Source organism: Streptomyces hygroscopicus subsp. hygroscopicus, from assembly GCF_001553455.1.
Taxonomy (GTDB): domain Bacteria; phylum Actinomycetota; class Actinomycetes; order Streptomycetales; family Streptomycetaceae; genus Streptomyces; species Streptomyces hygroscopicus.
In genome coordinates, this window is record NZ_BBOX01000212.1 from 19,149 (window position 1) to 37,749 (window position 18,601).

General features: G+C 71.3%; 18 protein-coding genes. 8 read left to right on the forward strand and 10 right to left on the reverse strand.

Annotated features, from left to right (window positions below):
- Window positions 1–248: 248 nt before the first annotated feature.
- Together AXW62_RS22125 and AXW62_RS44055 are read right to left on the reverse strand one after the other, a co-directional pair.
- Window positions 249–581, reverse strand: coding sequence for a hypothetical protein (locus AXW62_RS22125; protein ID WP_236259992.1), 333 nt, complete (start codon window positions 579–581; stop codon window positions 249–251).
- A gap of 132 nt (window positions 582–713) precedes the next feature.
- On the reverse strand, window positions 714–1,103 hold the full coding sequence (locus AXW62_RS44055; RefSeq protein WP_030830859.1) for an ATP-binding protein: 390 nt from the start codon (window positions 1,101–1,103) through the stop codon (window positions 714–716).
- A gap of 411 nt (window positions 1,104–1,514) precedes the next feature.
- Between AXW62_RS44055 and AXW62_RS22135 the strand changes: the two genes are divergently transcribed.
- Together AXW62_RS22135 and AXW62_RS22140 are read left to right on the forward strand one after the other, a co-directional pair.
- Window positions 1,515–2,390 carry a Sco1979 family transcriptional regulator gene (locus tag AXW62_RS22135; RefSeq protein WP_060946068.1) on the forward strand — a complete coding sequence of 292 codons (876 nt, stop codon included), beginning with the start codon at window positions 1,515–1,517 and terminating at the stop codon, window positions 2,388–2,390.
- Between the two features lie 191 nt (window positions 2,391–2,581).
- The gene (locus AXW62_RS22140) at window positions 2,582–3,397 is read left to right on the forward strand and encodes an SAM-dependent methyltransferase (protein WP_030830856.1); all 816 of its coding nucleotides are present in this window, start codon (window positions 2,582–2,584) and stop codon (window positions 3,395–3,397) included.
- Window positions 3,398–3,523: 126 nt separating this feature from the next.
- Here AXW62_RS22140 and AXW62_RS22145 read toward each other — a convergent pair whose 3' ends face one another.
- Window positions 3,524–4,216: a response regulator gene (locus tag AXW62_RS22145; RefSeq protein ID WP_030830855.1), complete on the reverse strand. Its 693-nt coding sequence runs from the start codon at window positions 4,214–4,216 to the stop codon at window positions 3,524–3,526.
- Window positions 4,213–5,880, reverse strand: a complete 1,668-nt coding sequence (locus tag AXW62_RS22150; protein ID WP_107406328.1) for a sensor histidine kinase — start codon at window positions 5,878–5,880, stop codon at window positions 4,213–4,215. Before AXW62_RS22150 ends, AXW62_RS22145 begins: the two co-directional genes overlap by 4 nt.
- 98 nt (window positions 5,881–5,978) lie before the next feature.
- Here AXW62_RS22150 and AXW62_RS22155 point away from each other — a divergent pair, with 98 nt between their 5' ends.
- On the forward strand, window positions 5,979–6,968 hold the full coding sequence (locus AXW62_RS22155; protein WP_060946069.1) for a Bug family tripartite tricarboxylate transporter substrate binding protein: 990 nt from the start codon (window positions 5,979–5,981) through the stop codon (window positions 6,966–6,968).
- 188 nt (window positions 6,969–7,156) lie between these two features.
- Window positions 7,157–8,638, forward strand: coding sequence for a GntP family permease (locus AXW62_RS22160; RefSeq protein WP_060946070.1), 1,482 nt, complete (start codon window positions 7,157–7,159; stop codon window positions 8,636–8,638).
- 69 nt (window positions 8,639–8,707) lie between these two features.
- Here the strand turns inward: AXW62_RS22160 and AXW62_RS22165 are convergent, their stop codons facing one another.
- Both AXW62_RS22165 and AXW62_RS22170 read right to left on the reverse strand, forming a co-directional pair.
- The gene (locus AXW62_RS22165; protein ID WP_079080232.1) at window positions 8,708–9,643 is read right to left on the reverse strand and encodes a D-alanyl-D-alanine carboxypeptidase family protein; all 936 of its coding nucleotides are present in this window, start codon (window positions 9,641–9,643) and stop codon (window positions 8,708–8,710) included.
- 568 nt (window positions 9,644–10,211) lie between these two features.
- Window positions 10,212–11,354 (reverse strand): NADH:flavin oxidoreductase, encoded by a 1,143-nt coding sequence (locus AXW62_RS22170; RefSeq protein ID WP_214516868.1) that lies wholly within the window; start codon window positions 11,352–11,354, stop codon window positions 10,212–10,214.
- Window positions 11,355–11,561: 207 nt separating this feature from the next.
- On the opposite strand from AXW62_RS22170, the gene AXW62_RS22175 reads away from it, so the two are divergent.
- Both AXW62_RS22175 and AXW62_RS22180 read left to right on the forward strand, forming a co-directional pair.
- Window positions 11,562–12,014: an RrF2 family transcriptional regulator gene (locus tag AXW62_RS22175; RefSeq protein WP_060946093.1), complete on the forward strand. Its 453-nt coding sequence runs from the start codon at window positions 11,562–11,564 to the stop codon at window positions 12,012–12,014.
- Between the two features lie 98 nt (window positions 12,015–12,112).
- The gene (locus tag AXW62_RS22180) at window positions 12,113–12,400 is read left to right on the forward strand and encodes a hypothetical protein (RefSeq protein ID WP_060946073.1); all 288 of its coding nucleotides are present in this window, start codon (window positions 12,113–12,115) and stop codon (window positions 12,398–12,400) included.
- Window positions 12,401–12,875: 475 nt separating this feature from the next.
- On the opposite strand, the gene bla is transcribed toward AXW62_RS22180, so the two are convergent.
- Complete coding sequence (gene bla / locus AXW62_RS22185) at window positions 12,876–13,859, reverse strand: class A beta-lactamase (protein ID WP_060946074.1); 984 nt, start codon at window positions 13,857–13,859, stop codon at window positions 12,876–12,878.
- Window positions 13,860–14,037: 178 nt separating this feature from the next.
- Here bla and AXW62_RS22190 point away from each other — a divergent pair, with 178 nt between their 5' ends.
- Together AXW62_RS22190 and AXW62_RS22195 are read left to right on the forward strand one after the other, a co-directional pair.
- The gene (locus AXW62_RS22190) at window positions 14,038–14,940 is read left to right on the forward strand and encodes a LysR family transcriptional regulator (protein WP_030830831.1); all 903 of its coding nucleotides are present in this window, start codon (window positions 14,038–14,040) and stop codon (window positions 14,938–14,940) included.
- Complete coding sequence (locus AXW62_RS22195) at window positions 14,937–15,839, forward strand: serine hydrolase (protein ID WP_060946075.1); 903 nt, start codon at window positions 14,937–14,939, stop codon at window positions 15,837–15,839. The genes AXW62_RS22190 and AXW62_RS22195 overlap by 4 nt, the downstream gene beginning before the upstream one ends.
- 101 nt (window positions 15,840–15,940) lie before the next feature.
- Here AXW62_RS22195 and AXW62_RS22200 read toward each other — a convergent pair whose 3' ends face one another.
- The 3 genes from AXW62_RS22200 to AXW62_RS22210 all read right to left on the reverse strand — a co-directional run bounded on the left by AXW62_RS22200 (window position 15,941) and on the right by AXW62_RS22210 (window position 18,578).
- Window positions 15,941–16,696, reverse strand: coding sequence for a dienelactone hydrolase family protein (locus AXW62_RS22200; RefSeq protein ID WP_060946076.1), 756 nt, complete (start codon window positions 16,694–16,696; stop codon window positions 15,941–15,943).
- 167 nt (window positions 16,697–16,863) lie between these two features.
- Entirely contained in the window at window positions 16,864–17,472 is a 609-nt protein-coding gene (locus tag AXW62_RS22205; RefSeq protein WP_060946077.1) for a 3'-5' exonuclease, read from the reverse strand.
- Window positions 17,473–17,696: 224 nt separating this feature from the next.
- A complete protein-coding gene (locus tag AXW62_RS22210) occupies window positions 17,697–18,578 on the reverse strand; it encodes an aldo/keto reductase (protein ID WP_060946078.1) in 882 nt (293 codons plus the stop codon).
- Between the last annotated feature and the right edge of the window lie 23 nt (window positions 18,579–18,601).

The following is an 18,601-nucleotide window of genomic DNA, read 5'->3' on the forward strand; positions in this document are numbered from 1 at the left end:
GGTCCGGTTGGCGCCGCCGCCCGGAGAACGGCGGAACTTCCACAGGGAACACTTGCTGCACGAATACCAGAACACTCGCGTCCGGGTTTGTCCATACCGTGGGACAACGTTGTCGGTCAGGCTGGTCCCGATGCCCGATGCCCGATGCCCGATGCCCGATGCCCGATGCCCGATGCCGGACCGGGCATCGGGCGCAGCGTCGGCCTACGGGGCCGACGCCGGAGCGTTCCGCCCCGTGGGGCGGCGGTTCACAGCGCTCGGGTCGGCCCGGTGGCGTCCCCCGGTGACCAGCGGGGCCGGATGCCCGCGATATGACAGGTCATGAAGTACAGCGGGATCGGCGGCGTGTACGGCGAGTCGTCCTGGGGGTGGTGGACCAGGCGGGGCTGGCGGGAGCGTACGGCGCGCGCCGCGCTCCGGCCGGTCACATAGGCGCCCACCGCATAGCTGGTGAACGGCGGCCAGGCCACGTCGATATGCGATCCGGAGGGCACGATCCACCACCACTGCCGGTCGTCGGCGAAGACGCAGCCGATGCGGGGCAGACAGCGCATGACCCGCCGTCCGATGTCCGCCGGCATCCCCACCGCGTCGTATCCCAGCCTGGCGGGCAGCCCGTCCGGTAGGCGGAGGCGTCCGCGATGGCTCCGTCGGACGCCCCTTGTGCGGGGTGACGGCGTGTCAGGTGCGCCACCATGCTGTCGGTCCATGATTCAGCGGCACTCTTCCGTCCGCGACGGCAGTTCGGCCCATACGGTCCGCCCCCGCCCGTGCGGGGCGTCCTCGACCCCCCAGGCGCTGCTCACCGCGCCGACCAGGAGAAGCCCTCGTCCGCCGTGCTCGTCGGGGGCCGGGGTGCGCGGCGCGGGAACGGTGCCGGTCCGCATCTGGTCCTCGACCTCGATGCGCAGATGCCCCGCCTCGGCGCGCAGCCGGCACTCCAGGTGGTCGCTGAAGGTGTGGGCGATCACGTTGGTGACCAGCTCGGAGACGACGAGGAGCGCGTCGTCGCACACCGGGGCAGCCACCCCCCAGGCCCGCAGCCGCTCCCGCGCGGCCGTGCGCACCGCGCCCACCGAGGAGGCGATGGCCGGAAGCCTCAAGACCCATGCCGGGTGCGTGTTCTGTTCCCGGGGCGCCCGAGGGGGCGCCGGGGGAAGGGCGAGGGGAGCCACGAGCGGTCGCCTTTCGTCTGCCTTCGCACCATGAACCGTGCCGCTCTCGCGCTGCGCAGTGCCTACGGACGTACCCACGCAAGCGTTCCCACCGTGATCGGACGGTGTGACCACTGTGACAGCTGCAATGAGCGAGTTGCAAGCGGTAAGTTGAAATTTGCAAGTTGCCATCGGAGGAGTAGGGCACTCAGGCGGGCCGGTGACCGGAGGCGAGATCGCCGATACGACCAGTTCGCCCGGTTACGGCGTGGCGGCCGGTGCCGGACGGCGGCCGTGCGGGAGGCGGACCGGCGGCCGTGACAGACTGCAACCGTGAAGTCCGGTTCGGGGAGGCGCAGCGTGGCAGCGGAAACCGCATGGGGCGGTGCTCCCTCTGTCCTCCGCATGATCCTGGGCAGGCAGTTGGAGGAGCTGCGCACGCGCGCCGGGCTGACGTACGACCAGGCGGGCGCGGCCATCGGGGTCAGCCACTCCACGATCCGCAGGATGGAAGCCGCCAAAGTGGCCCGGCTCAGGCTCGCGGACGTGGAGAAGCTGCTGCGGACGTACGGCGTCACCGACCAGCGCGAGCTGGACACCTTTCTGACCTCGGTCCGTGAGGCCAACCAGCGCGGCTGGTGGCACGCCTACCGCGATGTGGTGCCGGACTGGTTCGCCGCGTATCTGAGCCTGGAACAGGCGGCGTTCCAGATCCGGGCCTATGAGGGCCAGTTCGTCCACGGGCTGCTGCAGACGGAGGACTACGCCCGTGCGCTGCTCAGCGCCGCCCACCCGCATGCTCCGGCGGAGGCCACCGAGCGCCGGCTCGGCTTACGGATGCGGCGTCAGGAACTGCTGTCCCGACAGGCCCCTCCGCGTCTGTGGGTGGTGATGGACGAGACCGTGCTGCGGTGGCCGGTCGGCGGGCCGGCCGTGATGCGCGCCCAGATCGACCACTTGATCGAGGCCAGCGCGCTTCCCCATGTCACCTTGCAGATCATGCCGTTCAGCAGCGGCCCGCACCCGGCCATGAACGCCGGCGCGTTCCACGTCTTCCGGTTCAAGGCGTCGGAACTGCCCGACATCGTCTACCTCAGCGCCCTGGTCGGGGGCGTGTACCTGAACAAGGAGGAGGACGTGATGGCGCACCGCGAGGCCCTGGACCGGTTGGGCGCCCAGGCGGTGCCCGCCCGGAAGACCGAGGCCGTCCTCGGCGAGATCCGCAAGGAGATCTGAGATGACCCGGTTTCCGGCGGGTGCGGAGGCGGGCGGCGCCGACGTCCTGGCGCTCACCCCACCGGTCGGGGCCCGGCACCCCGGCACCGCATCCGTCCGGTGCCAGAAGACCGCGCGGTCCCCTGGTACCGGGCCAGCCACACCGACAGTGAACGACGAGCCAGTGGGACGACCCCATGGGAGGGGACGCGTTGAGCGAGAACGGATGGTCGGCCGACCGTATCGACACCGAAAGCGCGCATTCGGCACGTATCTACGACTACATCCTCGGCGGCAAGGACTACTACCCGGCCGACAAGGAAGCGGGCATCGCCATGTCCCGGGAGTGGCCCGCGCTGCCGATCCACATGCGGGCCAACCGCGACTTCATGAACCGGGCCGTGCGGTACCTGGCCGAGGAGGCGGGGATCCGGCAGTTCCTCGACATCGGGACCGGGATCCCGACATCGCCCAACCTGCACGAGATCGCCCAGGCGGTCGCCCCCGACTCCCGGGTCGTCTACGTGGACAACGACCCCATCGTCCTCACCCTCTCCCAGGGGCTGCTCGCCAGCACCCCCGAAGGCAGGACCGCCTACGTCGAGGCGGACATGTGCCGGCCCGCCACCATCCTCGACGCCCCGGAACTGCGCGAGACCCTCGACCTCGGCCGGCCCGTCGCGCTGACCGTGATCGCCATCGTGCACTTCGTGCTGGACAAGGACGACGCCTACGGGATCGTCAACCGCCTCCTGGAGCCGCTGCCCTCGGGGAGCTATCTGGCGATGTCCATCGGCACCGCCGACTTCGCGCCGGACGAGGTGGCCCGGGTGGCGCGCGAGTACGCGGCGCGCGACATGCCCATGCGGCTGCGCACCGAGGCGGAGGCCGCGCGGTTCTTCGACGGCCTGGACCTGGTCGAGCCCGGCCTCACCCAGGTCCACAAGTGGCGCCCGGACGGCACCACCACCGAGACGATCAAGGACGAGGACATCGCCATGTACGGGGCGGTCGCCCGAAAGCCCTGACGGCACACCGCACGGTGGCCCGGCCGGGGGACGCCCCGGCCGTCCGCCGTCTGGGGAGACCCCGGCCGTCCGCCGTCCGGGGAGGATCGGCCGTCCGCCGTCCGGGGAGACCCCGGCCGTGCGCCGCTACGACCGCCAGCTGTAGCGGCGCTCCGGGCGGCCGGTGGTGCCGTAGCGCAGGGAGACCTCGGCGTTGCCGGTGGCGTGGAAGTACTCCAGGTAGCGGCGGGCGCTGACCCGGGAGATGCCGGTGGCGGTGGCCGCCTCGGCGGCGGAGAGGGTGCCGTCGGTCCCGCGGAGGGCGCGTTCGACGAGCCGGGCGGTCTCCACGCTCATGCCCTTCGGGAGACCGCTGCCGGCCGGGGGCGCGAACGCCCCGGCCAGGACGCGGTCCACGTCCGCCTGGCCCCGGACGACCGTGGTGAGCAGCCGCCCGCGCTGGGTCGCATACCGTTCCAGGCGGGGTTGCAGGTCCTCGTAGTCGAAGGGTTTGAGGAGGTAGTCCACCACGCCCTGGCGGACGGCGCCGCGCACCGCGTCCGCCTCCCGGGCCGCGGTGATCACCATGACGTCGCAGTCGTGCCCGGCGGTGCGCAGCCGGGGGATGACGTCCAGGCCGAAGAGGTCCGGGAGATAGAGGTCGAGCAGGACCAGATCGGGGCGGAGGGCGTCGACCGCCTCGATCGCCTGTTCGCCGGTGTGGGCGGTGCCCACGACGCGGAACGGTTCGACCCGTTCGACGAAGGTGCGGTGGACACGGGCCACCATGAAGTCGTCGTCCACGACGAGCACATCGATCGTGCCGGCCGACTCGGTCATCGGGGCGCTCCTTCCGCCACCGCGCCGGCGGGGTGGCTGACGGACATGCGGGCGCTGAACATCGCGCCCTGGGGGGTGTTGGTCACCGCGATCTCACCGCCGCGGCGCTCGCAGACCAGCCGGGTGAGGGCGAGCCCGATGCCGCGCTCGCCCTCCCGGGCGGCCTTGGTGGTGAAGCCGTGGGCGAAGACCTCCTGGGCGAGTTCGGGGGCCACACCGGGGCCGGAGTCCCGCACCACGATCTCCACACTGGCGTTGTCCCGGCGCAGCTCGACCTCCACCCACGGCTCCTCGCCGGCGCGGTCGCGGTCGCCGTCGCCGTGTTCGGACGTGGCGGCGTCGATGGCGTTGTCGACCAGGTTGCCGACCACGGTCGCCACATCGGCGGCGTCCTCGGGGGTCAGCCGGTCGAGCGCGGTGCGGTCCGAGAGGCGCAGGGCCACCTTCCGCTCGGCGGCCTGGGACGCCTTGGCCATCAGCAGCGCGGCGACGGCGGTGTCCCGGACCCGGCGGCCGATGGACATGTCGAGCGACTGGCGGCGCTGGTTCAGCGCCCGGATGTAGCGCACCACTTCCTCCTGCTCGCCGATCTGGATCAGCCCGGAGATGGTGTGCAGCTGGTTGGCGAACTCGTGGGTCTGTGCGCGCAGCAGCTCGGAGGTGCTGCGGAAGGAGCCGATCTCGCGCTCCAGCCGCGCCAGCTCGGTGCGGTCCCGCAGGGTGGTGACGGAGCCGAGCGGCCGTCCGTCCTTGACGACGGTCATCCGGTTCATCACCAGGACGCGGCCGTGCCGGACCACGACCTCGTCCTTCGGATCCGCCGACTCCCCGCGCGCACCGGCCAGCACATCCAGCAGCCGTCCCTCGATGCCGAGCTCGGCCAGGTCCCGGCCCACGCAGTCCTCCGGCAGGTCCAGCAGCCGCCTGCCCACATCGTTGACGAGGGTCACCCGGTGCTGCGGGTCGAGGGCCACGACGCCCTCGGCGATGCCGTACAGCATCGCCTCACGGTGCTCGGCCAGCCCGGTGATCTCCCGCGGCTCCAGGCCGAGGGTCTGCCGCTTGACGCGCCGGGCGAGCAGCCAGGAGCCGACGACGCCGAGCGCGCTGGCGACGCCGAGGTAGACGGGCAGGTACGAGGAGGCCCCGCTCAGCCGCTGCCACACGGTGGGAGACGCCTCGCCGACCATGACGGTGCCCAGGTTCCGGCCCAGGTCCTTCCCGGTGGCGCCGAGGACCGGCACTTGGGCCACCAGCTCCCGGCTGCCGTCCCAGTCCAGCGTGCCCGACCAGCCGCGGCCCTCGGCGACCCCCTTGCGCAGCGGCAGCCGGTCGCCGAGCACCGTGGGATTGGTGGAGCTGACCACGCGCCCCTCGCGGTCGGCCACCGTCACGGACGTCACCCGCGACTGCACCCGGGTGGAATACACCAGCGGGGCCAGCGCCTCGGCCGGCGAGGGGCCCACCAGCCGGCTGCGCACCAGCGGCTGGGCGGCCAGTTGCTCGGCGAGCGCGCCGACCCGGCGGCCCTCCACCCGGTTGAAGGTGGCCGCCGACTGCGCGAGCGACACCGCGGCGACCGCCATCAGCACCACCACGACGATGGCGAGCTGGAGGACCAGCATCTCGCCCGCGAGCGTTTGGCGACGGAACGCGGCGACCACAATGAACTCAATCTCTCCTGCTGACACAACCTGGGCGTGTCTTCCGCCAGGCCGCACAATCATGGCGTCCGCCGAGTGGGAAGCGAAAGGGAGGTGCCATGAGAGGTCCCACCCGCGTCCTGTCCGGCACCCTGGCCGTTGTGCTGACCCTGCTCGCCGGAGCCTGCGCCCCCTGGCCGGGCACCGGGAACACCGCCGGCGACGGTCTGCGGATCGTGGTGCCCAACACACCCGGGGGCGGGTACGACACTACGGCACGGACCGTGGCCCGGGTGCTGGAGGAGACCGGGACCGCCGCGGACGTGGAGGTGTTCAACCTGCCCGGAGCCGGTGGCACCGTCGGTCTCCACCGCATCGTCGACGAACGGGGCAACGGACGGCTCGCCCTGCAGATGGGGCTCGGAGTCCTCGGCGCGTCGCACGTCGCCCACGCGAAGGTGACCGTGGCGCGGACCACACCGATCGCGCGCCTGATCGACGAACCCGAGGCGGTGGTGGTGCGCGCGGACTCGCCGTACCGCACCATCGCGGACCTGGTCACCGACTGGCGCAGGAGCCCCGGAGACGTCACGGTCGGCGGCGGTTCCTCACCGGGCGGCCCGGAACACCTGCTGCCCATGGCGCTGGCCCACGCCGTCGGCATCCAGCCGAAGAAGGTGAGGTACGCCGCCTACGACGGCGGTGGCGGCGACCTGCTCCCGGCGCTGCTGGACGGCCGGGTGGACTTCGCCACCAGCGGCGTCGGCGAGTACCTCGACCAGATCGCCGCCGGGCAGCTCAGAGTGCTCGCGGTCACCAGCGGGCGGCCGGTGGCCGCGCTGCCGGGAGCGCCGACGCTGAAGGCGGCCGGGATCGACCTGGTCTTCGACAACTGGCGGGGGATCGTCGCCCCGCCCGGCATCAGCACCGCGGACCGGAAACGCTGGATCGAGATGCTGACCGCGCTGCACACCTCCCGGCAGTGGCAGGCCGAGCTCAGCCGCCACGGCTGGACCGACGCCTTCACCACCGGTGGCGCCTTCGCCACCTATCTGGCCCGGCAGGACAAGGCCGTGGCCGAGATGGTCGGACGCCTGGGACTGGACTGACCCCGGCCCGCCGGGCGGACGCCGCCGGCGGCCGCCACACGCCCGCATGCCCATGATCCGCGCAACCCCCTGCCCCTTTGCCCCCGCCCCTGCCCTCTGCCTCTGACCCCTGCCCCTGACCCCCGTCCCCTGGCCCACTCATGCCCTGGTGGCGTATGGAAACCCCCGCATGTCCTGGAAGGCACCGCATGACCGCACACACCTGGTGGCTGCTGCTCATCCTCACGGTGGCGATCGCCGCGCTCATCTACCTGATCAACTCCCGGCTGCGGGTGCATCCGTTCGTCGCGCTGATCCTGGTCAGCGTGGGCACGGGGATCGCGGCCGGGGAGCCCCTGGCCAAACTCGCCGGTTCCATAGAGGAGGGGGCCGGCGGCACCCTCGGTGATGTCGGCGTCACGCTCGCCCTGGGCGCCATGCTCGGCCGTCTGCTGTCCGACTCGGGCGCCACCGACGCCATCGCCCGCTCCCTCGTCGACCGCGCCGAGCCCCGCAGGCTGCCATGGCTGGTCGGGGCCGCGGCGTTCGTCATCGGCGTCCCCATGTTCTTCGAGGTGGGCCTGATCGTCCTGCTGCCGCTGATCTTCAGCGTGGCCCGCAGGCTGGAGGGCCAGGGGGCCACCAAGGGCAGCCCGTACGTGCTCCTGGGCGTGCCCGCCATCGCCTCGCTGTCCACCCTGCACGGCATGCTGCCGCCCCACCCCGGACCGCTGACCGCGATGACCGGTCTCCACGCCGACCTCGGTCTCACCCTCGGCGTCGGCATCGTCTGCGCCGTGCCCACCGTCATCCTGGCCGGCCCCGTCTACGCCCGCTGGATCGCGCCGCGGCTCATGGACGTCCGCCCGGACGCCGAGCTGGTGGCGCAGTTCGCCGGCGCCGAGCGGGAGCCCGCTCCCGCCGCCCCGTCCGCCTCCTCCACCTCCTCCACCTCCTCTGCCTCCTCCGCTCCGGCCGCTTCGGGACCCGGTGCGCGGGCGGGCGCGGCGGGGCCCCGCCGGACCGGTGTGCCCACCGGCCTGGCCGTGGCCGCAGTGCTGGTCCCCGTCGTCCTGATGCTGCTGCGCACCCTGGCCGAGACGGTGATGGACGAGTCGAGCGGACTGGGCGCGGCCCTGGTGTTCGCCGGGGAACCGCTGGTGGCGATGCTCGCCGGTTTCCTCTTCGCCCTCGGCGTGACGATCGCCGGCTCCGGCCGCTCCGGTGAGGAGACCCGTGCCTCCCTGACCGACAGCCTGAAGTCCATCGCCGCGATCCTGCTCATCATCGGTGGGGGAGGGGCGTTCAAGCAGGTCCTCCAGGACTCCGGCATCGGCGACGCCATCGCGTCGGCCGCCGAAGGCGCCCATATCAATCTGATCCTGCTGGGCTGGCTCATCGCCCTGCTGCTGTCGCTGACCACCGGCTCGGCCACCGTCGGCATCGTGTCCGCCACCGGCATCGTGGCCCCGCTGATCGGCGACGGCGGGGGCCTGGAGGCATCCCTGCTCGTGGTCGCCATCGGGGCCGGCTCCATCGGCCTGAACTACGTCAACCACGCGGGGTTCTGGCTGGTGAAGGAGTCGTTCGGAATGGACCTCGGCCAGGCCACCAAGACCCAGACCGCCGTGCAGACCCTGGTCAGCGTCTTCGGGCTGGCGATGGCCCTGCTGCTGTCGGTGTTCGCCTGAGCCACCGGTGCCCCGGCCGGAACGAATCCGGCCGGGGCACCGCGCTGTCGCCTCGGGGCGTGCGGACGCTCAGTCCCGCTGAGCGCCCTTCGGCAGCTGACGCCACTTCACCTCGGTGGTGGTGTCGTACGTCCAGTCGAGCATCTTTTTCGCGTCCGGGTAGCGGTCCGCGTCGTTGAGGACGACTCCCACGACCGTCTTGTCACCGCGCTTGGCGGCGAACACCAGACAGGGACCGGAGGGGGTGGTAGTCCCGGTCTTGACGCCGATCGCGCCCTCGTACGAACCCAGCAACTGGTTGGTGTTGTCCCAGGAGTAGTACCGGGTCCTGCCGTTGGCCGCCGGCGCTTCCTGCTTGGTGGACACCGACTTGACGACCGTGTCGAACGTTTCGTTCTCCATGGCGCGCCGGGTCAGCTGCGCCAGGTCGCGGGGCGTCGAGTAGTTGTCGGGGTCGGCCGAGACACCGTCGAAGGAGTCGTACTGGGTGTTGGTCAGCCCCAGGTCCTTGGCCTTCGCGTTCATCTTGGTGATGAACGACTTGGTGCGCTCGTCCGTGGTGTCGCCGGTGCCGAAGGTGTCGGCCAGCGCCATCGCCGCGTCGCAGCCCGACGGGAGCATCAGCCCGTACAGCAGCTGGTTGACGGTGAGTTTGTCACCGGTCTGCAGGTCCGCCGTGCTGGCACCGGACTTCGTGACGTAGTCCCGGTACTCCTGCTTGATGGTGACCTGCTGGTTGAGGTCCAGGCCCTTGGTCTCGAGTACCACGAGGGCAGTCATGATCTTTGTGGTGCTCGCCATCGGACGCTTGGTGTCGGCGTCCTTGGCCATCAGCTCCTTGTTGGAGCCGGTGTCGAGCAGGTACGCGCCCTGGGCGCTGACCTCCGGTGGTGGCTCGGTCGATGCCTGGGCCATCGCCACCGGGACCGCGATCGATACGGCCACCGTGGACGCGACCGCCGCGACTCTCCAGCGGCGGGTCACGGTTCCACGACGTTTATGCATTCGCCCTCCGTTTCGGGTGGGGTTGTTCGGGCGGGCGCATCGTCTCACCGGGCGGAAAGCCGCGATACTCCGGGGTGTGGGCCCGGCGGCGCCTCTGGGGAATCAACCAGTATCCGGGTGGCGTTGTTGCCGCGATGGTGGATGCCGTATGGCAAGTGTGGACGTTTCGGGTGGGAGTTCGGCGATTTCCTGGGGACGGCGCCGTCCGGGCCATGGGCGGCCCCTGCGCCCCCGGCCCGCACCCGGACGTCCGTCAGCGCGCGGTGGCGTTCGGCGTCACGCCCGTCGAGGAACCGGCGGAGGTGGGGCGCCGCGGCGGCCGATGTCGGCGCTTGCCTGGTACGTACCCGTGTGCACCGTCGATTCGGGTGCTGGTGATGGTCACGGCCGCTCCCCCCGTGTGCCGCCTCTTCTCACGCTGGCACCACGCATTGTAGAGGGGCGGTTGCGGCAGGCGACCACGGCCGCCGGGTGCCGCGCCGCCCGCCGGGGCGGGCGGCGGGCGGTTGTTCGGCTCGGGTGGCGGCGCCGCGTTCGTCCGCGGGGGCTCAGCGCGGTCCCAGGGGGCTCAGTGCAGGGATTCCACCGCGTCCCGGTTGAAGGGGATCAGCTCGTCCAGGCGGTCGTTCAGGACCTTCTCGGCCCACTGGGGATCGGCGAGCAGTGCGCGGCCCACCGCGACGAGGTCGAACTCGTCCCGCTCCAGGCGGTCGAGGAGCCGTTCGATGCTGTCCACCGCCGCTTTCGCACCGGAGAGCGAGGTGGTCTGGAAGGCGCTGTCCAGGCCGACCGAGCCGACGGTGATGACCGGCTTGCCGGTGAGCTTCTTCGTCCAGCCGGCGATGTTCAGATCCGATCCGGTGTCGGGGAACTCCGGCCGCCAGTACCGGCGTCCGGAGGCGTGGAACGCGTCGACTCCGGCCTCTGCCAGCGGGGTGAGCACGGCTTCCAGTTCCTTGGGGTCCTCGGCGAGCCGGACGTCGTAGTGTTCGCCCTTCCACTGGGAGAACCGGAGGACGACGGGGAAGTCGGGGGCCACCTTCTCGCGGATGGCGCTCACCAGCTCGGTGGCGAAGGCGGTCCGGGAGGCCAGGTCGCCGCCGTAGGCGTCGGTGCGCCGGTTGGTGCGTTCCCAGAGGAACTGGTCGATGAGGTAGCCGTGGGCGCCGTGCAGTTCCACGCCGTCGAAGCCGATCCGCTCGGCGGCCCGCGCGGCCTCGGCGAAGGCGGCGATGACGGTGTCGATGTCGGAGAGGGTCATCGTCTCGCCCGCTCCGGGCGTGCCGTCCAGCGCGATCCCGGACGGTCCCACGGACGGGGCGTCGGGGCACGGCGGCGCTCCGGCGGGGCGCCGTATGCCCACGTGCCACAGCTGGGGCATGATCGCGCCGCCGTGCGCGTGTACGGCCTCGACGACCTTCGCCCATCCGGCGAGCTGTTCCTCGCCGTGGAACCGGGGGACGCGGTCGAGGTAACCGGCGGACCGGTGGTCGACGGTGGTGCCCTCGGTGATGATCAGGCCGGTTCCCGCCGCCGCCCGGCGTGCGTAGTAGGCGGCGACGTCCTCACCGGGGATGCCGTCGGGGGAGTACTGGCGGGTCATGGGGGCCATGACGATCCGGTTCGGCAGCTTGGCCGAACCCAGCGTGAAGGGGCGGGACAGTGCCGTGGCCGCGCGGGTGCTCACTGTGTCGTTCTCCTGACGTGTCATGTGCCGTGTTCTTCGCCGGGTCGTTCCGGAGCGGCCCTGGTTTCCCCCGGCCGGGGGGCCACGGGCTTCCCCGGAGCCAACGAAAATGTGACTCTGAAAGATACATTTTTCGGGCGTAAACTGCAACTGTAAGTGTTGCGCTTTGGGTATGGCCGGAACGGGCCGTCGAGTAGGCTGTGCCCCGATCCGCGGGGGGAGGTGGAGACCGTGTTGGACATCCGGTTCTCCCGTGCGCTCCAGGTGATGCTGCTGCTCGCGGTCGCCGACGAGGACGGGGCCGCGCCCCGCAGCTCGTCCCAGCTGGCCTGTGAGCTGAACACCAACCCGAGCCTGGTCCGGAAACTCCTCGTCCCGCTGTCGGACGCGGGGCTGGTCGCCTGCGTCAAGGGCCGTGCGGGCGGGGCCGGGCTGGGGCGGCCGGCCGACCGGATCACCTTGGCCGAGATCTATCGCTGCGCCGTCGGCGACAAGCCCCTGTGGGCCCCCTCACCGGAGGCCGAACCCGCGTGTCAGGTGACCATGCACGCCGGTGCGTACTTCGCCGCGCTCACGGCCGAGGTCGAGGAAGCGGTGCTCGCCTCACTGGGCGACCGCACACTCGCGGACAGTGTGCGGGAACTGCGGCGGATCGGCGCGGAGCGCCGCGCTCGACAGGGCTGATCCGCAGTCTTGCGTGGCAGGAGTGAACCAGTGCGCTCCGCCGTGCGTCTTTCCTGTCCCGGGGGCCTCCTCGCCCCTTCCCTCGAAGAGAGTGCACTGTGACTGCCGACGGACACCACCAGACAGAAGGCCAGCACGACGACTCGGGTCCGTGGTGGTGGGGGACCGGACCGCTGGGGGCGGTCGGCCTCATCGTGTGCGGGATCGCCGTGGCCCTGTGGTCGGCCTTCGGGCTGCCGGGCTCCTCGGACACCCCGGCCCTCGACCTTTACGGCGCGGGGAAGGTCATCGCCATCGGCATGGCCGTCGGCGGCACCGCCCTGCTGGGAAAGCTGCGCCGGCGTGCCACCCGAACGGGTGGGGCGGAGGAGCCGGAAGACCGCTGACGGCCCGCTCTTTTCCTGGCCTGGCCCCGGCTCAACCGCCCGCTCCGGGCTCGGACGTCGCCGCGTGGCGGTGATACGACGGTGAACGCGCCGCCGACCGTCGCCCGGGTCGTCGGGAGGCTGGCCGGTGCGCGGGTGTACCGGCGCGAAGCGGCTCACCGCGTCACTGGCCGCGTGGCTTACCGCGTCGTCGGCCGCGCGGCTTACCGTGTCACTGGACACGTGGTCCGCCGCGTCACTGGCCGCGCGGCTCACCGCGCCACCGGCCACGCGGTTCAGCGCCACTGGTTGCGTGGTCCACCGGGTCACTGGCCGCGCGGTTCACCGCGCCACTGGTTGCGTGGTCCACCGGGTCACTGGCCGCGTGGCTTACCGCGTCATCGGACGCGTGGCTTACCGCGTCACCACCAGCCGCGTGGTCAACCGCGTGGCCGCCACGCGGTTGAGCACGCAGCGGTCACGCGGGGACGCCGCGTTACGACAGTGTGTCGGCCACCACCGACGCCGCGTCCGCGATCAGCTTGTTGTCGAATGTGGTGTCCTTGTCGCCGCGCCACGACATGATCGCCAGGACGATGGGCGCGCTGTCGGGCGGCCACACCACGGCGATGTCGTTGCGGGCGCCGTAGTAGCTGCCGTTTCCGGTCTTGTCCCCGACCACCCACCCCTTGGGCACCCCGGCCCTGATCAGCTCGTCCCCGGTGGTGTTGGTCCGCAGCCACTTGGTGAGCTGTGTCCGCTCCGGCTTGCCGAGGGCGTCACCGAGGACGAACGCGCGCAGGTCCTCGGCCATCGCCCGCGGGGTGCTCGTGTCATGCGTCTCGCCCGGGACCCACCGGCTCAGCTCCGGTTCCTCGTTCTCCATCTGGATGACGTCGTCACCCATCTTCTCGAGCATGGCGTCGAGGCCCTTGGGCCCGCCGAGCACATCGAAGAGCAGGTTGGCCGCGGTGTTGTCGCTGTAGCGGACGGCGGCGTCACACAGCGCGCCCAGGGTCATCCCGGTCTTGACGTGTTTCTCGGTCACGGGGGAGTAGTCGACCAGATCGTCCTTGGCATACCTGATCACCCGATCCAGCCCGCTCAGCGAGTACTTCCGCAGCACGGCACCGGCGGCCAGCGCCTTGAACGTGGAGGCGTAGGCGAACCGCTCGCCATCGCGATAGGCCACCTCGCGCCCGGTGCCGGTGTCGATGGCGTAGACGCCCAGCCGCGCGTCGTAGGCGTGTTCCAGTTTCCTGAACGCTCCGGTGAACGCCTTGCCCGCCGCGCCCGAACCCGTCGGCTTCGCCCGCTCCGCGGCCGCGGACGACGAACCCGATGAGCCCGGTGAGCCCGATGAGCCCGGCGACGCGGAGGAGTCCGTGGAGCCGCCCTGGCCGCAGGCCGTCAGCGGGACGAGAAGCGCGAGCGTGGCGAGCGCGCCGAGAGCGGTGTGCCGGGCACGGGTGAGTCGCATGGGCGGAACCTCCGGGTGGGTCCCGTCGCGCGGGGCGCACGGGAAATGAGATGACCTGGCCCGACATGGCCCGCTTCGGGGCGTGATGTCGGCGCCGGAGTCAGCCTCGCCCGCGGGCGGCTATGCGGTCCAATACGCTCATGCGCTTTTCCATGCCGATCTGGCATAGGGTGCGGCTGTGGATCTGGTGGGTGTGTGCCGGGCGTTCGTCAGCGTGAGCGAACGCGGGAGTTTCACCGTCGGGGCGGCGGCAGCCCGGATGTCCCAGTCGGTGGCCAGCCGTCGCGTGGCCGCTCTGGAGGAGCGGTTCGGCGAGCCGCTCTTCGAGCGCACCTCGCGGCGCGCCGTTCTCACCCCTTTCGGGCGGGACATGCTGCCGGTGGCCAGGCAACTGGTGCAGGCGGCCGATGTGCTGTTGCACGAGGCGGAAGCCGCCAAGCGCAAGCCGTGGCGGCTCGCGGTGCCCGGCATCTGCTCCACGGCCGGTCTCGCCCGCCTGGTCGCCGAGGCGCGGGGGCATGGTGTCACGCTCGATCTCCGGGTCGCCACGCCCGCGCAGCGCCTGGAGCTGATCCACGCACAGCAGGTGCGGGCCGCCCTGCTGGCGGTGCCCGAGGACGAGGCGACGTGGTCCGTGCCGCTCGGGCTCGCCACGGCGCGGGACCCCGGTGTCAGACGTGTCTACGTCGAGACGCTGCGGGTCGGACGAGCCTCTCCGGAGCCGGCCCGCCGCATCTGGATCCAGCCCGAGGACGATGTGCCGCACATCCGCGATCCGCTGACCCGGCTGCGTGACGCGGTCGGGCTGCGGCCCGCACAACTCGTGGCCGCCGGCGATCTGACGACCGCCGCCGCCGAAGTCCTCTCCACCCGCGACCTGTTGCTGTGCTCACCCGCGCAGGCCGGGGAACTCTCCCTGACCTGGCGGCCCATCGGTGAGATCACACTCAGCCGGGGGTTCGCCCTCACCGCCGCGGCGGACGGCAATCCCCAGCACATCGAAGGGCGCCTGGGCGGCGCCATCGCCCGCTGCCTCGGCGCGGGCGCCCCGGCGGACACCGGGGAAGGGGCGGAGGCATGAGCACCGAGGCACTGCTGCACGATCTGCGCGGGCAGTTGCGGGACGGCGGCCTGCACGGCTGCCTGCTCGTACGGGACCTCCATACGGGGGACGAACTGGGGATCGACCCGGACACCCAGCTGCCCTCCGCCTCCCTGGTCAAGGTCCCGCTCGCGCTGGCGACGGTGGAGCGTATCCGGCGCGGCGACCTCGACGGGGCGACGATGCTCGATGTGCTTCCCGGACGGATCACCACACCCGGCCCCACCGGGCTGAGCCGGTTCCGCCACCCCGTCCGGATCGCCATCGACGACCTGCTGTACCTGAGCACCTGCGTGAGTGACGGAACGGCGGCCGACGCACTGTTCGACCTCACCCCGCCCGCCCAGGTCGCCGACATCCTCCACGACTTCGGGCTGCGTGGCATCACCGTCCGGCACCGCATGCGCGAACTGAGCGAAACGCCCGTGGAACGCTTCGACGCCGCACAGGTGCACCTCGCCCACGCCCTGGCCATCGACGCCGGGACCAGCGGACGCGGCCACCGGGTGCCGCAACTGGACACCACCCGCGCCAACACCGGCAGCGCCCGCGCCTGGGTGGAACTGCTCCAGGCCCTGTGGACACCGTCGGGCATCCACCCCGAAGTGGCGGGGCGGGTACGGGGCCTCATGGCCCACAACGTACTGCGCCACCGACTCGCCCCGGACTTCAGCTCCGACGCCACCACCTGGTCCTCCAAGACCGGCACCCTGCTCAACCTCCGCCACGAGATCGGCATCGTGGAGCACTCCGACGGTCAGGCGTTCGCCATCGCGGTGCTCACCGAGTCACTCGTGCCCGCCGCCAGCCAGCCCGGTGCCGACGCCGTCATGGCACAGGTGGCCCGCGCGCTGCGCGACCACCTCCGGCAGCTCTAGACCCTTCTGACGGAGGTGACCAGCCCGGGACGGCCGGCCACCGGCCTTGTGCACCGGCCTTGTGCACGGGTCTTGGCCACCGGTTGTGGCCACGGCCTTGGTCAGAGGGTGCGGCCGAACAGGTCGAGCAGGGCCCGCCAGTGGCGTTCGGCGGCTTCGGCGTTGTACGCGGCGGTGTCGGCCTGGGTGTAGCCGTGCTGGGCGCCCTCGTAGACCTCGGTGCGGTGGCGGACACCGGCCTCGTCGAGGGCCTTCTCCAGCCGCTCGATCTGCTCGGGGGGAAGGGCGTGGTCCTGGTCCGCGTGTCCGAAGTACAGCTCGGCGGTGACCTGGCCGGCGACCGTGTGCGGACTGTCCGGCGCCTCCGTGGCCAGATGGCCACCGTGGAAACCGGCCGCCGCGGCGACGCGGCCGGGGAAGGTGCCGGCGGTCCGCAGGGCCAGCCCGGCGCCCAGGCAGTAGCCGGTGATGCCCACGGGCCGGTCGGTGGCCTGCGGGCAGGAGGCCAGCCAGTCGAGATAGGCGCCGGCGTCGCGCATCGCCAGTTCGGGAGTGAGCGCGCGGGCCGCCGGGAGGATGTTCTCGAGGATCTCCGGCCGGGCGGCGGGGTCGATGAAATCGGGCAGCTCCGCCAAGGGAGCGCGGCCCTGGCGGTAGAACACGTTGGGCACCAGCACGGTGTAACCGGCCCCGGCCAGATGGTCGGCCATCGTCCGCAGATGGGGCCGGAGCCCGAAGGCGTCCATGTACAGCAGAACGGCCGGGTGGCGGTCGGCGTCGTCGGGGTGGGCCAGGTAGGCATCGGCGATGCCGTCCTGGGTGGGGATGTCCACGGCTGTTCCGCGTACTGCGGTCATGGGGGGGATGTCCTTTCTCATACCGGGCGGCGGTTCTCCGCACCAGGCGTCGGGTTTGCTGCCCGCCGGGCGTTGGGTTTTTCGGGTACCGGGCGGCGGGTTTGTCGCCCATCGGGCGAGGTGTTTCTCGGGTACCGGGTGGCGGCGGGCAGGAGCGGGACACGCCGCTACAGACAGCCTTCGGGCAGGCGAGCGCCGCCCGCGCATACATGTCTGATCGAAGCGGCGATCGAATAGCAGTCGAAGAGCGCCGAATGCTCACTGCCGGCAATCGGTTCGGGCAGGCCGAGCGCTTTCCACAGACGGCCGGAACTGGCCGGTGCGGTGGCCGGTGCGACGGTGTTCAGCCAGGGGCGGATATTCAGGAAATTGGCGGAGAGGAAGCCGTTCTTGACCTCCTCGCCACGAGCCCGGGCCCACCCCACGTTCTCCCCGAGGACGACCATGTCGTTGCCGTAGGAGAGCACGGACTGGCCCTGGCAGAAGGCCAGGAAATCACTGAGCGCCTCGGCCGGCGCGACTCCCTCCCGGTCCACGGTTTCCTGGTCGATGCCGGTGAGCTCGGTGAAGTACGGGGACAGTCGAGGACTGACCACCGGCCGGACCAGCGCCTCGAACTCCTCGACCACACAGTGGGCGTCGGCGGAATGGCCGGCGCTGATGCGCAACGCGCCGATCTGCACGATTTCCCGCAGCTGCCCCGGCCCCGACCAATCCCGCTCCAGCGCTCCCGGCCATGAAGTGAATTCAAGGTCGAAGACGACATAGGTCGACAAAGACAAACGGTCTCTCCTCGTTTCGGTGTGGGGCCGAACGAACCGTACGAGCTCCTGTCCAGGAGACTACTCCTCCCCGAATACCGTTCTCACGCGCCTCGGCGTGGGGCCCGCTCGGCCGGGAAGGAGGCTGAGAACGAGGCCGGGAACGAGGGCGGTTCCGTGGTGCGGGGCGGCCCGGTGGCCGCCCCGCACCGGTGGCTCGTGCGCACGGTGCCGGTGGGTCAGGAGAAGGTGTCGGGACCGACGCGGTCGGGGTCGGGCCCGCCGCGCACTCCGGTGTCGAGCGCGTCGATGGCGGCCACCTCGTGGGGTGTCAGTGAGAAGTCGAAGACACCGATGTTCTCCGCGATGCGGTGTGGTGTGACGGACTTCGGGATCGCGCACAGCTCGTGCTCGACATGCCAGCGGAGGATGATCTGGGCCGGGGTCTTGCCGTACGTGTCGGCGAGGCCGGTGATGGCCGGGTTCTGGAGTGGATCCCTGACCTCGTCCGGTCTGTCGTCCCAGTAACGGGTCACTCCGCCGATGGGCGACCAGGACTGGGTGACGATGCGGTGGCGGGCGTCGGACGCGCGCACCCGCGGCTGGCTGAAGTGCGGATGCAGTTCGACCTGGTTCACCGCGGGCACCACGTCGGTGCGCGCCATGAGATCGGTCAGGTGTTCGGGGCTGTGGTTGCACACGCCGATGGCGCGCACACGGCCGTCCGCCAGCAGCTTTTCGGCGGCCTTGTACGAGGCCACCGTGGTGTCGAACGCGGACGGGACCGGCCAGTGCAGCAGATACAGGTCCAGCTGGTCGAGGCCGAGCTTGGTCATGCTGGTGTCGAAGGCGCGGAGGGCGGAGTCGTAGCCGTAGTCGGTCAGCCACAGCTTGGTGATGACGAAGATGTCCTGGCGGTCGATGCCCGAGCGGGCGATGCCCTCACCGACCTCCTTCTCGTTGCCGTAGGCGGCCGCGGTGTCGATCAGGCGGTAGCCGTTCTCGATCGCGGTGGTCACCGCGGTGACGGTCTCGTCGGGCGCGCTCTGGTAGACACCGAGGCCCAGAGCGGGCATCCGTACGCCGTTGTTCAGGGTCAGGAGAGGGGCTGGTCCGTTCATGCGGGGTCCTTGTGCGGGTCGGA

Bases quoted from the DNA above. Each gene is read 5' to 3' on its own strand.
- AXW62_RS22170 (WP_214516868.1), bottom strand. From the start codon at position 11,354: ATGACACGTCAGGAGAACGACACAGTGAGCACCCGCGCGGCCACGGCA.
- AXW62_RS22125 (WP_236259992.1), bottom strand. From the start codon at position 581: ATGCCGGCGGACATCGGACGGCGGGTCATGCGCTGTCTGCCCCGCATC.
- AXW62_RS22200 (WP_060946076.1), bottom strand. From the start codon at position 16,696: ATGACCGCAGTACGCGGAACAGCCGTGGACATCCCCACCCAGGACGGC.
- bla (WP_060946074.1), bottom strand. From the start codon at position 13,859: ATGCGACTCACCCGTGCCCGGCACACCGCTCTCGGCGCGCTCGCCACG.
- AXW62_RS22160 (WP_060946070.1), top strand. From the start codon at position 7,157: ATGACCGCACACACCTGGTGGCTGCTGCTCATCCTCACGGTGGCGATC.
- AXW62_RS22210 (WP_060946078.1), bottom strand. From the start codon at position 18,578: ATGAACGGACCAGCCCCTCTCCTGACCCTGAACAACGGCGTACGGATG.
- AXW62_RS22165 (WP_079080232.1), bottom strand. From the start codon at position 9,643: ATGCATAAACGTCGTGGAACCGTGACCCGCCGCTGGAGAGTCGCGGCG.
- AXW62_RS22195 (WP_060946075.1), top strand. From the start codon at position 14,937: ATGAGCACCGAGGCACTGCTGCACGATCTGCGCGGGCAGTTGCGGGAC.
- AXW62_RS22155 (WP_060946069.1), top strand. From the start codon at position 5,979: ATGAGAGGTCCCACCCGCGTCCTGTCCGGCACCCTGGCCGTTGTGCTG.
- AXW62_RS22145 (WP_030830855.1), bottom strand. From the start codon at position 4,216: ATGACCGAGTCGGCCGGCACGATCGATGTGCTCGTCGTGGACGACGAC.